Below are 14,050 nucleotides of genomic sequence, written 5' to 3'. Positions count from 1 at the left end.
CATTAGCTAATGGTTGGCGATTACAAACCCCCATAGTGGACTTTCACCACCTAGCGAATTACCATGCACGGCACACAACAACTAGCGCCTTAAAGAAGTTACTTTAAGGCGCTAGGTTTTCTGACTTTACGGATAGCTAGTACTACTGCAAATTCTCCAAACTCTTTTTCAAGGTTTCTATTTTAGCGATGGCATCGGCCTCCTTTTTGCGTTCAATGGAAATAACCTTTTCCGGTGCATTATTTACAAACCTTTCATTGGAAAGTTTCTTTTGCACGGAAACTAAAAATCCTTCGGTATATTTTAGCTCATCCTGAAGCTTAACAATTTCTGCCTCTACATCTATGGCACCAGCAATGGGAATAAAGTACTCGTTAGACTTTACCCTAAAGGAAAGTGCCCCATCTATAGGCGCTTCTACATAGGAGATCTGGGATAGGTTGGTAAGCTTCCCAATGACCACATCCCAATCCTTGGATATATTTCCTTCGTTTAACACGGAAAGCTCCAATGTTTCCTTCATCGGAATGTTTTTCTCCTTCCTAATGGTCCTAATTCCAGACACCACTTCGGAGGCAAAATTAAACCCGGAAACCAAGGCTTCATCTACAGGCTTAACTTTTGGCCACTGTGCTACTACAAGGGCTTCTTCCGGGCTACGCTTGGTGATATGCTGCCAAACCTCTTCCGTGAGGAAAGGCATAAATGGGTGCAACAATTTAAGGTTCCCTTCAAATATCTGAATCACCTGATCGTAGGTGGTTCGGTCTATCGGTTGCTGGTAGGCAGGTTTAATAATCTCCAATAACCAAGAACTATAATCGTCCCAAATTAATTTATAGGTAGCCATAAGGGCATCCGAGATTCGGTATTTACTAAAGTGATCTTCAATCTCTTCCAATGCCTTATTAAACTTGGCGGTATACCAGGCAATTCCTAATTTAGAAGCTTCCGGCTGTGGTAAATCGGCCACTTCCCACCCCTTTAACAATCGGAAGCCATTCCATATTTTATTGGCAAAGTTTTTTCCTTGCTGACAAAGAGCCTCATCGAACATTAGGTCGTTCCCCGCTGCGGAGCTCAGTAGAAGTCCCACCCGAACACCATCGGCCCCATAATTTTCAATTAACTGCAGGGCATCTGGGGAATTCCCCAAGGATTTAGACATTTTTCGTCGCTGCTTATCACGCACCAAACCGGTAAGATATACGTTTTGGAACGGCTTTTCATCGCGGTATTCATAACCAGAAATAATCATCCTAGCTACCCAAAAGAATAAAATATCGGGTCCGGTTACCAGGTCATTGGTAGGATAATAATAGTTTACCTCCTCATTATCGGGTTCCAAAATACCATTAAACACACTTATGGGCCATATCCATGAGGAGAACCAGGTATCCAAAGCATCCTGATCTTGCCTTAGGCTTTCTAAGGTTAAATTGGAATTTCCGGATTTCTCCCTTGCTAGTTCCAAGGCCTGTTCCTTACTTTCTGCTACCACAAAATCTTCCTGTCCATCCCCAAAATAGTAGGCCGGAATCTGCTGTCCCCACCACAACTGCCTCGAGATATTCCAATCTCGGATGTTCTCCATCCAATGGCGGTAGGTGTTTTCAAATTTTTTGGGGAATAGTTTCACTTCCTCATCTTCCAATACCGCTTTAATGGCGGGCTTGGCAAGATCTTCCATACGCAAGAACCACTGATCGGACAATCTGGGCTCTATCACCGCTTTAGTCCTTTCCGAGGTTCCTACCTTATTTAAGTGGTTTTCTGTTTTTACCAAAAAACCCTTCTCCTCCAATTCTTTGGTGATGGCCTTGCGTACCACAAAACGGTCCTGCCCTTCATAGTGCAGTCCATAACTATTTAAGGTAGCATCTTCATTAAAGATATCTATGGTTTCTAGCCCATGCCTATCCCCAAGATCTTTATCATTAACATCATGTGCTGGGGTTACTTTTAGACAACCAGTTCCAAACTCAACATCCACGTATTCGTCCTCAATTATTGGGATTACCCTATTGCAGATAGGCACTATAGCCTTTTTCCCCTTTAAGTGCGAATAGCGTTCGTCATTGGGATTAATACAAATAGCAGTATCCCCAAGAATGGTTTCTGGCCTAGTGGTGGCAATAGTCAAAGTTTCGTCCGAATCGGCTATCTTATATGATAGGTAGTACAACAACCCCTGTCTTTCCTCATAAATCACCTCTTCATCGGACAAAGTAGTTTTAGCTTCAGGATCCCAATTTACCATTCGGTATCCCCTATAGATTAAGCCTTTGTTATATAAATCCACAAAAACCTTGATCACGGAAGCAGACATATTGTCATCCATGGTGAATGCGGTTCGGTCCCAATCACAGGAACAACCCAGCTTCTTCAATTGCTCTAGGATTACTCCTCCGTATTCATGTGTCCAATCCCATGCGTGCTTTAAAAACTCCTCCCTACTAAGGTCTTTCTTCTCAATGCCCTGCTCCTTCAGTTTGGCCACTACCTTGGCCTCGGTTGCAATAGAGGCGTGATCCGTTCCAGGCACCCAACAGGCGTTCTTTCCCATTAAACGGGCCCTACGGATTAAAACATCCTGTATGGTATTGTTAAGCATATGGCCCATATGAAGGACTCCGGTAACATTTGGAGGCGGAATAACTATGGTATAAGGCTCTCTATCATCTGGCTTAGACTGGAAATAATTATGCTTGATCCAATAGTCATACCACTGACTCTCTACGGTCTGCGGCTCGTATTTTGAAGGAATTTCCATTTTTTGGAACAGTTTTTGCAGCCCTTACAGGGCGATTACTAAAATGATTACTTTTACAAAGTTACTTGAGGTAGTCCTACGGTTTTTTTTGCCGTGTTAGAAATACGAAACAAAAATAAGTAACGTTATTACATAACAAAAGAATTTCGGAAGGTTCATTAAAAACATTTATTTTTGAAATTCACCCAAAACTTGAAATGATGAAAAAAATAGTACTAGTTTTATTTATTGGTCTATTAGGATTTGGCCTAACCGCTCAAGAGAACGGAGCTAAAATTAAATTTAAAACGGACATCGTGGACTACGGAGAAATTTCCAAGGGTAGTGATGGCCTAAGAGTATTTGAGTTTACCAATACCGGGAACGCCCCCTTGATTATCAGCAAGGTAAGTTCTACCTGCGGATGTACCATCCCTAAAAAACCAGAAGCTCCAATCTTACCCGGAAAAACCGGTGAGATACAGGTAAAATACGACACCAACAGAGTAGGCCCTATTAGAAAGGCCATTACGGTTATCTCTAATGCTTCTACCCCAACGGTAGTCTTAAAATTAAAAGGGAACGTGCTTGCCGAACAAGGCAAATAAACACAACGCTCTTCTTTAAAGTAAAACTTGTTCCGCGGATACTTTTTGCCCCTGGAACAAGTTTTTTTATTTAAACATCTTTTTAAGCACATAGGAGACTATTACATCGCTCCCCAAACGATCTACCTGTACTTTTATCTTTTTACCCTCTTTCGCATTGAGCATGCTCAGGATTTCCTGTAATTCATAATCATGGACTTTCTTTCCATTGACGGCTAAAATAACATCCCCTTTTCGCAATCCGGCTTCTTGCCCTGGGCTCCCAGCCCGAATCCCAGACACAATAATCTCTGGCACGATGCTTATCCGTGATCTATCTTCAAATAATATCTGAACGGTTCCAAAGGAATCGCCCTTCTCCTCTACCACCCCTTTAGCATTGGTTATACGCTCGGAAATGTAGCGCACCCCATTATGCTGTAGGTCTATACCGCTCAGGTTAAAATTAAAAGGATCGTTAAACATAGCATTTTTTCGCAGGCTTATGGTACCCGCGCCATAATTGTAGACCGCAGTAAATCGTTTTAAGATTTCACCGCCTAGGCTTCCATTACGCCCTCCAAAACTGGTAATAGAACTAAAATATTCCATATCGGGAAAGGCAGTCTTAGCTCCCTTGAGATGGAAATCACCCAAGGACAACCCTTCTATTTTTGTTCGCTTCCCGTACACACTCCCGCTTAGGCCCTGACCTAAGAAATCTTCATAATGATTGGGGGGCACATGCAAACCTCTTTGCTCATTTTGAAACAACCAAAGCGCATCCGAACTTCCAGAATCTATTAATAGTTTTACAGGGATATTTTGTTGATCACCCATAGCGACCGTGCCTTCCACATACGCTTTGTTTTTCACGATATGTATAGGCAAGGTCTGTGTTTTGGCATTTTTCTTTTGCTTGTAATGTTTGGGGTTATGGAGCTTAATCACCTGGGATACATAGTTTATAGACACTACAAAATCCCGAAATAAATCATACCCTATAATACCATGTACCACCACCCCTAACCTTGGGGAGAAATTAAGCTCCCTATCCATTACCACATACAACATTTGCTGATGGTTTCTGGCATTGCCTATTTTAAAGGTGTTGTTGGAGGAGCGCAAGGCTTTAATAGGTTCTCCATCCCCAAGTCCCCTTATACTAACCTCGGTAACGTCGTTTATTTGAATAGAATCTTGATCTGAGATGTTGAAAAGTATAGGCGTGTTTACCCCCGAATCCAAAATAAAGGACAACTTGGCCCCATTGACATCCACCGGGATGAGAATTAGGTTGTTCACCAGTTTAAATTGAACCTTTTCATATTTTTTGCCATGGGGCAAGATATATTGTTGGGCATTTATCAAAACAGGCAAACAAAAGAGCAGTAAACAGGTATGTTTAAAAAATGCTATCATGCCTTTATATTATTTAGCCATCTTCTTAAATTTACGAACTTATCAGTAGTTTTCCGCGATATTTAACAGTTTTATAGGTGCTATTCTGCCTAACAAATACCATTTGAAACCTAATACGCGGCCCTATTTTTATGGTTGAGCAAAGAGGCATATACCATTCACATTTTCTTCCTAATGTAGTAGCACGATTAAAAACAGTAGAGCCCTAGCAAACATAACCTCTTAGCACAGGGCAGATTAAAGGGTAGATCCAAGAAGCGGTCACCCAATTAAAATTTAATAATTCTGTTGTTTTCTCCGACCCTATTTCTCATTTTTGTGCTAAACAATAATATCTATGCCCTCAATTTCGAAGAAAGGTCAGTTGATGCCAGAATCCCCCATCAGAAAATTGGTGCCCTATGCCGAAGCAGCAAAGGAAAGGGGAGTGGAAGTAATTCACCTCAACATTGGACAACCAGACATAAAAACGCCCCAAGTAGCTTTAGACGCGGTAAGAAACCACAATTTGGATGTGTTGGCCTATAGCCGCACGGAAGGATCGGAGGAGTACCGACAAAAAATAGCTGCCTATTATGCAAAAAACGAAATTGAAGTTACCTCATCACAGATTATAGTGACCACTGGAGGATCTGAAGCCTTATCCTTTGCAATGAATACCATTGCGGATACAGGTGACGAGATTATAATCCCTGAGCCTTTTTATGCCAACTACAATGGCTTCGCAACTATTTCTGGTATTAAGGTAGTACCAGTGGCTTCCCATATAGAGGACAATTTTGCCCTCCCTCCCATTGAGGAATTTGAGAAATTGATAGGACCGCGTACCCGCGCCATCCTCATATGCAATCCAGGGAATCCTACCGGTTACCTATACACTAGGGAAGAGATAAAAAAATTGGCAACAATTGTAAAGAAACACGGTCTTTTTTTGGTGGCAGATGAAGTTTACCGAGAATTCACCTATGATGGACGGGAGCATTATTCCATTCTACAGGAAGAAGGCTTGGACGAACATGCCATCTTGGTAGATTCGGTTTCTAAACGATACAGCATGTGTGGAGCTAGGATAGGTAGTCTAGTCTCTAGAAACAAGGAAGTGATTCAAACCGCTTTAAAATTTGCGCAAGCGCGATTATCCCCTCCTACTTTTGCTCAGATAGCCAGCGAGGCCGCCTTGGAAACTCCGAAGAGTTATTTTGAGGAGGTAAAGAAAGAGTACGTTTCTAGACGCGACCTATTGATCTCCGAATTAAAAAAGATTGAAGGAATAAAAGTAGGGGAGCCCCACGGTGCCTTTTATTGTATTGCGGAATTGCCCATTGCAAATGCAGACAATTTTGCTCAGTGGCTTTTAGAAAGTTTTTCAATTGATGGAGAAACAGTAATGATTGCCCCAGCGGCAGGGTTTTATGCCACTGAAGGTTTAGGTCTTAACCAAGTAAGGATTGCCTATGTCCTAGAAAAGGAAGAGTTGAGAAGGGCCGTTCACATTTTGGACAAGGCTTTAAAAGTGTATAAAGACTAATGATCATTCAAGAAAACGTTTCCTTAAAAAAACACAACACTTTCGGGATAGACGCGAAAGCAAAATATTTTTGCGAGATAAAGTCGGTCGCAGACCTAAAAGAGGCATTATCATTAAAAGGCTATCCCAGTATATTTATATTGGGCGGAGGCAGCAATATCCTGATTACAAAAGACCTGGACCATTTGGTGCTCCACATCAACATAAAAGGCATAGAAACGGTCTGGGAAAATGAAGATCATATTTGCCTAGAAATAAACGCTGGGGAAAATTGGCATAACCTAGTATTATGGACCTTGGAAAGAGATTATGGCGGTTTGGAAAATCTCTCCCTGATCCCTGGAAACTCTGGCACCGCCCCCATTCAAAATATAGGGGCCTATGGTGTGGAGCTTAAGGACACCTTTGTAAGTTGCCAGGCTATGGAAATTGCCACCCAAGAAATACATCAATTTAACAAGGACGACTGTAAGTTTGGGTATAGGGAATCCTATTTTAAAAATGAAGGCAAGGGTAAGTATATCATCACCTCCATACAACTTAAACTCACCAAGAAAAACCACCGCAAGCAAACGGATTACGGAGCTATTGCATCGGAATTAAAAAAGCAAGGCATCACCGCGCCTAGCATACAGGATATCTCCAAGACCGTAATCGCCATCAGGCAGAGCAAACTTCCAGATCCTGCAACACTGCCTAACAGCGGGAGTTTCTTTAAGAATCCGATCGTCAGCAAAAAAGACTTCCAAGCCTTTATAAGCAACCATCCAGAAGCCCCCTTTTACAAAGTATCCGACACCGAATTCAAGATTCCGGCTGGCTGGTTAATAGAACAAAGTGGGTTCAAGGGAAAAAGGTACGGGGATGCCGGAATCCACAAGCATCAGGCCTTGGTATTAGTAAACCATGGAAAGGCCACGGGCCAAGAAATTATTGCCATGGCAGAGCATATAATGGATACCGTCTACAACAACTTTAAGATCATTATCACCCCTGAGGTGAACATCATAAAATAACCCCTGCTTTTACAAACAGGGGTTACACCAAACCAAACTAACCAAATTAAATGCACAGTTACCAGCTGTACATTTGTCAATTAATATTTTATAAACGCTAACCATAACAATCAATTTTATAATTTAGCGTTACCCTATATACGGGAAAAACGTTGACTTGGATGTTTTGCACATCCTTTTATTAAACCCACCCTACCTATGAGCGTCTTACTGGAAAAACATATTGTAGAGCTTCTTTTGGAAAGGGATGACAAAGCCATGTCTTTGCTGTACGAACACTATGGGGACACTTTGCTTGGTGTGGCCTTCAAGGTGGTTAGGAATGAAGCACTGGCAGAGGACGTTTTACAGGAAAGTTTTTTGAAAATATGGAGGAATTCTGATTCCTATGATCCCAGTAAGGCCAAATTATTTACTTGGCTATTTAGAATTACCCGTAATACGGCCATTGATAAATTAAGAAGTGTAAATACCAAATCCGACAAGGAAATCCAAATAGACGTTTCGGACGTATATAGATTAGGAACTGAGGGAATTAACCCGGAATTAATGGATATTCAGGACAATTTGGAGAAGATAGAGGAGAAGTATCAAATTGTATTGGATGCCCTATTTTTCCAAGGAATGACCCAACAGGAAGCAAGTGATGAATTGAACATACCTCTTGGCACTATTAAATCCAGATTAAAAATTGGATTACGGGAGTTGAAGAAAATCTATGGATCTGTTCTTTTATTTGCTAGCCTATTAAATTTTTGGTAAATCAGATAAACCAGAGGTAGCGCTGCTATAATTGCGGCTACCAAGCGGGAAACACTGTAAAATACAAAGCAATGAATGAGAAGATAAAAAACTTTTTAAACTCGGACCTTTTGGAGCAATACCTACTGGGTACCACCTCCAATGAGGAAACACTACAGGTAGAACGCTATATAGCCATGTATCCTGAGGTGAGAGAAACGTATATAGAACTTCAGGAGAATTTGGAAGTTTACGCCAAACTACACGCTATTAAAACTCCCGATGGTCTAAAGGATAAAATTCTAAACCAGATCAAATCTGAGAAGACGGGGCGTAAAAAGTTCTTTAGGTATGCCATTGCAGCCAGTTTTGCCGCTTTAATCTTCGCTGGCGCCTCCTATATCTTCTGGAATCAGAATCAGAATTTACAGGCAGAGAACATTATTGTGAACAACAAAATTGAATCTCTGGAAGAGAATATGCGCATGCAACTAGAGGATGTGCGCAATCAGTTCATTGTGCTTCACAATCCAAAGACCAAAAAGCTTACCGTTAAAGGCAATAGTAAAGCCAAGGAATTAAAAGCCGTTGCCTATATTAATCCGGTAAAAAAGTTATCTTATATCAACGTGAGCAAGCTACCTAACTTACCAGAAAACCAATGTTACCAAATGTGGGCAGAGGTTAACGGAGAAATGATAAACCTAGGTATTATTAAGGAAGCGACGGATAGTGAAAAATTAATGGCCCTCCCCTATGGAGAAGATGCCGTGGGATATATCACCATAGAAGCTGAGGGCGGTACCACCTCCCCTACCGTAGAAAACATTGTAGCCAATATCCGCTACTAAATTCAATACCCAAAACTAATCTTAAACCTTGATTGGGAAGCTCAATAATTTCATATCTTTGCATAAACATAACGCAAGGATATGAAATTATTACTTTTAACCATAGGCTTGTTGGCACTAGCCTTTGCCGGTATCGCATTAAAAATATGGTCTAAAAAAGATGGCAAATTCGCAGGAACATGTGCGAGTCAAAGCCCATTTTTAAATAAAGAAGGGGAGGCTTGTGGTTTTTGTGGAAAACTACCCACGGAACAAGAGTGCCAGAAAGACAGCAATGCTGCATAGCAACTTTTTCCCAACACCCATTTACCCCATATTTTGGATAAAAATAAAGACGAATCTCTCAATTCTCTTATTGACAAAGCGAAGCTAGGCAACCAGATGGCGTTTAGCGCATTGCTAAATCACTTTTGGAACGACGTATATGGTTTTCAACTGATACGCACCAAAAACGAAAATGATGCCGAGGATATCACCATTCAGACCTTTTCCAAGGCTTTTGACAAGATACATACCTATGACAGCGCTTATAAGTTTAAGACTTGGCTGATTACCATTTCCAAAAATTTACACGTAGACCTTATCCGAAACAGGAAAAGAAGTGTGTTGCAAGCGAGTGATAACGGAAACAATGAAGCGGTAAAGAAAGTATTGGACGACACCCCTTCCATTGAAGACAGCCTAATCACCGAACAAAATTTAGCTGCCCTACTGGGCTACATAAAAATGCTAAAACCCCACTACCAAGAAGTTATTAACCTAAGGTATTTTCAGGAACTTGCCTATGCTGAAATAGCCGAAAGATTGGGAGAGCCCATCAACAATGTTAAAGTAAAGCTTTTAAGAGCAAAAAAGCTTTTGGCAGAAATCATAAAAAACCAGAAATAAGGAGCGGCTACTTTACCTACAAACAGTCTTTTATACCTCCTTCATTTCGTATATTTGCAACAAAGCATTTTAGGATATAATGAGCACAGAAACTTTAGATAGCGTAATCCCTCCAAAGGGCAAACCGAAATGGCTACGAGTAAAGCTACCCACAGGAAAAAAATACACCCAGTTAAGGGGATTGGTAGACAAATATAACTTGAATACTATTTGCACCTCTGGTAGCTGCCCCAATATGGGAGAATGCTGGGGAGAGGGTACGGCCACTTTTATGATATTGGGGAATATATGCACCCGATCCTGTGGATTTTGCGGTGTTAAAACCGGGAGGCCAGAGGATGTTGATTGGGAAGAACCAGAAAAAGTAGCCAGATCCATAAAAATCATGGGCATTAAACACGCCGTAATCACTTCCGTAGATCGGGACGATATAAAGGATATGGGCTCCATCATCTGGGCAGAAACGGTAAAGGCCATTAGAAGAATGAACCCTTCTACTACCCTAGAAACTCTAATTCCGGATTTCCAGGGTATAGAAACCCATATGGACCGTATACTAGCCGTTGCCCCGGAAGTAATCTCCCATAATATGGAAACCGTAAAAAGGTTGACTCGGGAGGTTCGTATCCAGGCAAAATACGAACGCAGTTTAGGAGTACTTTCCTATCTTAAGAAAAATGGCGCCCACCGAACCAAATCGGGCATCATGTTGGGACTGGGTGAAATGGAGGATGAAGTGATCACCACTTTGAAAGACCTCAGGGCAGCAGAGGTAGATGTGGTTACCATTGGACAGTATTTACAGCCTTCCAAAAGGCATTTACCGGTTAAGGAATATATTCTGCCAGAGCAATTTAAGAAATATGAAGAAATAGGTCTGGAGTTAGGGTTTAGACACGTAGAAAGTGGCGCTCTGGTCCGATCTTCCTATAAGGCACACAAACATATTCTGTAGGCAGATAGAGCACTACACATTTTAATGGATGCAACCCCAGCCTTCAGCGGATAAAATGGCTACCAATTTATATGAAACAGATAACTATAGGCATAAACGGTTTCGGCAGAATTGGTCGGACACTTTTTAGGCTTCTTGCCCAGCAGCCCCACCTAAAAGTGGTTGCAATTAACGATTTGGCCGATGCAGCCACCTTGGCCCATTTATTAAAATACGACAGTATTCACGGAGTATCCCCTTTGGGAATTTCACACGGGGAGAACTGTATCATAGTAGAGGGGGAAAAAATAGCTCTGTTAAACCACAGTTCACCAGAAGGAATCCCCTGGTCTAACCATGGGGTAGACTTGGTGGTGGAATCAACAGGCAAGTTTAAGGACACGCTTAGCCTACAGCACCATTTAAATAACGGTGCCAAAAAGGTTGTTTTGGCCGTACCCCCATCGGACGAAGAAATAAAAATGATCGTTTTCGGTATCAATCACGAAACCTTAACCCCAGAAGACCATATTATTTCCAATGCCTCCTGTACTACCAATAACGCGGCTCCGATGATAAAGGTAATTCAGGACCTCTGTGGGATAGAACAAGCTTATATCACAACCGTTCATTCGTATACCTCGGACCAGAGTTTGCACGACCAACCCCATAAAGACCTACGAAGGGCAAGAGCAGCTTCCCAGAGCATTGTACCTACTACTACGGGAGCAGCAAAGGCCCTTACCAAAATATTTCCCGAACTTTCCGAGGTGATAGGCGGCTGTGGAATTAGGGTCCCCGTTCCCAACGGATCCTTGACCGATATCACTTTTAATGTTAAAAGAGAGACTAGTATTCAGGAAATTAATGATGCCTTTTTGAATATTTCGCAAAAGTCATTTAAAAATATCTTATATTATACCGAAGATCCTATAGTTTCTATTGATATAAACAATAGTTCTTACTCTTGTACGTTTGATTCTTTGATGACTTCCGTTATTGGAAGAATGGTCAAGATTATTGGATGGTATGATAATGAGACCGGTTACAGTGCTAGAATAGTGGATTTAATTAATTATCTAAAAGATAAGAAATACATTTGAGAGTCTTTTTATCACATAAAAAAATATTGAAACTCCCCCTATATTGCGTCTTAGCAATGCTACTGCTATGGAGTTCTTTATACTCTCAAGAAAAATCGGCCCCCGCCACGGATGTTGAAGTGCTTTTTGAAAATTCCAGGACTTTTCGGAATCAAAATAAGATAGATATTGCCTTGGAATACCTCAATGCTGCCATGGATATTGCAGCCAAGCAAAAAGACCATAGGACTCTTATAGATTGCTATCACCAGTTTGCCATTATTTATCTAAAAATGGAAAGGGACGATACGGCGGAGTTCTACTGGAATAGGGCCGAATCCCTTTTAAAGAATACCGCATACCCCTATGGTAATGCCGTACAAAAATATATAGAAGCCATTCTCGCCTTTCATGAGGGAAAAAATTTCTTAGCCATTTCCATGTTAAGCGAGGCTAAGCAAATAAACAACGACCGTAATTTACTAAACAACATATTATTTATAGAGGGCACTATCTTTTTAAAGCTGGATAAATTGGCCAGTGCTGAAAAGAATTTCAATTCGCTCTTGGTTAACACGGACATCTACGAACAAGCCTATCTGGCAACCAATGCTCACCTAAAATTAGCGGAACTACATTTATCGACCTCGGATATGGAGGGTGCTATTGCAGATGCTGATGCCGCCCTAAAACTAGCAGAAGCCAACGGGTTTTTCACCAAGGAATTAAGAGCTAACGAGATATTAACCCAAGCTAGCGCCGCCCTTGGGCGCTACGAAGACGCCTTGGCCTATAACCAACAGATACTTAGGATTAAAGATTCTATATTTAAGGTAGACAAGGTCCTAATTGAAACAAAAACGGCCGATAAGATCCAGACCGATTTCATGAAGGATGAGATTACCAGACAAGAAAGTAAGATAACTGCCTTAAGCCAGTCTAAAAACAGGTCTGAGATTACCGCTATTTTAACTTCCGCCTTTCTGACCGTAATATCCATCTTAGCAATTTCCCTTTACAGGAACAATCAGATTAAGCTTCGTACCAACGACCTACTACAGGCCAAGAACGAAGAACTAAAAGCAGCCCGGGATGCCGCGGTATTGGCAATGGAGGCTAAGACCAACTTTCTCTCCACGGTTAGCCACGAGCTAAGAACACCCCTCTACGCTGTAACAGGACTAACCCACTTATTACTAGATGAAAACCCCAGCGACGAGCAAAAGGAGCATTTAACCTCTCTAAAGTTTTCTGGCGACTACCTGTTAAACTTTATCAATGACATTCTCCAGATCAATAAAATTGATGCAGAAAAGATGGAGGCATTACAAATTAATTTCAACCTCAAAAAAATTCTGTCGGAGGTGATTAACTCCCTGCAACAAAGTGCCAAGGCCAATAAAACGAAAATCACCCTGAATTATGACGATTCCATTCCCCCCATGTTATTGGGAGACCCCTTAAAGCTATCTCAGATTTTTATCAATCTTATTGGTAATGGTATTAAATTCACCAAAAACGGAGAAGTAACCGTGATTGTTGCGATGACTAAAAGGGAGAATGAAACGGTACATCTTTATTTTGAGGTTAAAGATACCGGTATTGGTATTGCCCCAGAGCAGCAACAGCACATCTTTGATAGTTTTGAACAGGGTTCCATCCAAATCAACAGAGAGTATGGCGGCACCGGATTGGGACTGGCCATTGTTAAAAGTCTTTTAGGCCTTTTAGGTTCGGATATTCAGTTAAAAAGTGAGTTAGGCAAGGGTAGCTCCTTCTTCTTCGATCTAGAATTTAAAAGCACGGATCAGCTTACGGAAGAATACACACCCGAACAAACTACCGAAGAATATGACTTTAGCGGACTTCACCTATTGATAGTTGAGGATAACAAAATTAACCAGGTGATTACCAAGAAGATGTTACTCAAAAAGGATATGACCTGTGACATCGCCAATAATGGTCTCGAAGCTGTTGCAATGGCAAGAGAAACTCCTTACGATGCAATCCTAATGGACATCCACATGCCCGGGATTAGCGGGGAAGAAGCCACCATTGCAATTAGAAAGTTTAACAGTACAATACCCATTATAGCCCTTACCGCTATTTCCTTGGACGATAGTTTGGAAAGTTTTTTCGCTGCTGGAATTAACGGAGTAGTAACCAAACCATTTAAGCCCGAAATGTTTTACCAGAAAATAGGGAAACACATCTTTGAGGCAAAGAAGTCTAAAACAGAGGTTTAGAGA

At 41.4% G+C, this 14,050-nt stretch carries 12 protein-coding genes; 10 read left to right on the top strand and 2 right to left on the bottom strand.

Going from position 1 to position 14,050, the window contains the following annotated elements; all coding sequences use genetic code 11:
* Positions 1-142 precede the first annotated feature (142 nt).
* The gene (locus tag F1E73_RS12485; protein ID WP_150452078.1) at positions 143-2,773 is read right to left on the bottom strand and encodes a valine--tRNA ligase; all 2,631 of its coding nucleotides are present in this window, start codon (positions 2,771-2,773) and stop codon (positions 143-145) included.
* A 197-nt stretch (positions 2,774-2,970) separates the two neighbouring features.
* Here F1E73_RS12485 and F1E73_RS12480 point away from each other — a divergent pair, with 197 nt between their 5' ends.
* Positions 2,971-3,360 (top strand): DUF1573 domain-containing protein, encoded by a 390-nt coding sequence (locus tag F1E73_RS12480; RefSeq protein WP_394334942.1) that lies wholly within the window; start codon positions 2,971-2,973, stop codon positions 3,358-3,360.
* Positions 3,361-3,426: 66 nt separating this feature from the next.
* Here F1E73_RS12480 and F1E73_RS12475 read toward each other — a convergent pair whose 3' ends face one another.
* Positions 3,427-4,761, bottom strand: a complete 1,335-nt coding sequence (locus tag F1E73_RS12475) for an aspartyl protease family protein (protein ID WP_086477991.1) — start codon at positions 4,759-4,761, stop codon at positions 3,427-3,429.
* Positions 4,762-5,098: 337 nt separating this feature from the next.
* Here F1E73_RS12475 and F1E73_RS12470 point away from each other — a divergent pair, with 337 nt between their 5' ends.
* The 9 genes from F1E73_RS12470 (at position 5,099) to F1E73_RS12430 (ending at position 14,047) form a co-directional block, all read left to right on the top strand.
* Positions 5,099-6,289 carry a pyridoxal phosphate-dependent aminotransferase gene (locus tag F1E73_RS12470; RefSeq protein WP_150452077.1) on the top strand — a complete coding sequence of 397 codons (1,191 nt, stop codon included), beginning with the start codon at positions 5,099-5,101 and terminating at the stop codon, positions 6,287-6,289.
* On the top strand, positions 6,289-7,305 hold the full coding sequence (gene murB, locus F1E73_RS12465) for a UDP-N-acetylmuramate dehydrogenase (RefSeq protein ID WP_086477993.1): 1,017 nt from the start codon (positions 6,289-6,291) through the stop codon (positions 7,303-7,305). The genes F1E73_RS12470 and murB overlap by 1 nt, the downstream gene beginning before the upstream one ends.
* A 198-nt stretch (positions 7,306-7,503) precedes the next feature.
* Entirely contained in the window at positions 7,504-8,067 is a 564-nt protein-coding gene (locus F1E73_RS12460; protein ID WP_086477994.1) for an RNA polymerase sigma factor, read from the top strand.
* A 71-nt stretch (positions 8,068-8,138) separates the two neighbouring features.
* Positions 8,139-8,897 (top strand): anti-sigma factor, encoded by a 759-nt coding sequence (locus F1E73_RS12455; RefSeq protein WP_086477995.1) that lies wholly within the window; start codon positions 8,139-8,141, stop codon positions 8,895-8,897.
* A gap of 81 nt (positions 8,898-8,978) precedes the next feature.
* Positions 8,979-9,182 (top strand): membrane or secreted protein, encoded by a 204-nt coding sequence (locus tag F1E73_RS12450; RefSeq protein ID WP_086477996.1) that lies wholly within the window; start codon positions 8,979-8,981, stop codon positions 9,180-9,182.
* A gap of 96 nt (positions 9,183-9,278) precedes the next feature.
* Positions 9,279-9,785, top strand: a complete 507-nt coding sequence (locus tag F1E73_RS12445) for an RNA polymerase sigma factor (RefSeq protein WP_150452079.1) — start codon at positions 9,279-9,281, stop codon at positions 9,783-9,785.
* A gap of 79 nt (positions 9,786-9,864) precedes the next feature.
* Positions 9,865-10,740 carry a lipoyl synthase gene (gene lipA, locus F1E73_RS12440; RefSeq protein WP_086477997.1) on the top strand — a complete coding sequence of 292 codons (876 nt, stop codon included), beginning with the start codon at positions 9,865-9,867 and terminating at the stop codon, positions 10,738-10,740.
* 71 nt (positions 10,741-10,811) lie between these two features.
* On the top strand, positions 10,812-11,822 hold the full coding sequence (gene gap, locus F1E73_RS12435) for a type I glyceraldehyde-3-phosphate dehydrogenase (RefSeq protein WP_150452076.1): 1,011 nt from the start codon (positions 10,812-10,814) through the stop codon (positions 11,820-11,822).
* 56 nt (positions 11,823-11,878) lie between these two features.
* Positions 11,879-14,047, top strand: coding sequence for a tetratricopeptide repeat-containing hybrid sensor histidine kinase/response regulator (locus F1E73_RS12430; protein WP_086477999.1), 2,169 nt, complete (start codon positions 11,879-11,881; stop codon positions 14,045-14,047).
* Positions 14,048-14,050: the final 3 nt, after the last annotated feature.

The sequence above is a fragment of the Arenibacter lacus genome (genome assembly GCF_008711145.1).
Taxonomy (GTDB): Bacteria; Bacteroidota; Bacteroidia; order Flavobacteriales; family Flavobacteriaceae; genus Arenibacter; species Arenibacter amylolyticus.
The sequence above is the reverse complement of the archived record's forward strand: the minus strand, read 5'-3'. Positions and strand labels throughout refer to the sequence as shown.

Coding starts and splice junctions, on each gene's coding strand:
- F1E73_RS12460 (WP_086477994.1), top strand. CDS start 7,504: ATGAGCGTCTTACTGGAAAAACATATTGTAGAGCTTCTTTTGGAAAGG.
- F1E73_RS12470 (WP_150452077.1), top strand. CDS start 5,099: ATGCCCTCAATTTCGAAGAAAGGTCAGTTGATGCCAGAATCCCCCATC.
- lipA (WP_086477997.1), top strand. CDS start 9,865: ATGAGCACAGAAACTTTAGATAGCGTAATCCCTCCAAAGGGCAAACCG.
- F1E73_RS12445 (WP_150452079.1), top strand. CDS start 9,279: ATGGCGTTTAGCGCATTGCTAAATCACTTTTGGAACGACGTATATGGT.
- F1E73_RS12430 (WP_086477999.1), top strand. CDS start 11,879: ATGCTACTGCTATGGAGTTCTTTATACTCTCAAGAAAAATCGGCCCCC.
- F1E73_RS12485 (WP_150452078.1), bottom strand. CDS start 2,773: ATGGAAATTCCTTCAAAATACGAGCCGCAGACCGTAGAGAGTCAGTGG.
- murB (WP_086477993.1), top strand. CDS start 6,289: ATGATCATTCAAGAAAACGTTTCCTTAAAAAAACACAACACTTTCGGG.
- F1E73_RS12475 (WP_086477991.1), bottom strand. CDS start 4,761: ATGATAGCATTTTTTAAACATACCTGTTTACTGCTCTTTTGTTTGCCT.
- gap (WP_150452076.1), top strand. CDS start 10,812: ATGAAACAGATAACTATAGGCATAAACGGTTTCGGCAGAATTGGTCGG.
- F1E73_RS12455 (WP_086477995.1), top strand. CDS start 8,139: ATGAATGAGAAGATAAAAAACTTTTTAAACTCGGACCTTTTGGAGCAA.
- F1E73_RS12480 (WP_394334942.1), top strand. CDS start 2,971: ATGATGAAAAAAATAGTACTAGTTTTATTTATTGGTCTATTAGGATTT.
- F1E73_RS12450 (WP_086477996.1), top strand. CDS start 8,979: ATGAAATTATTACTTTTAACCATAGGCTTGTTGGCACTAGCCTTTGCC.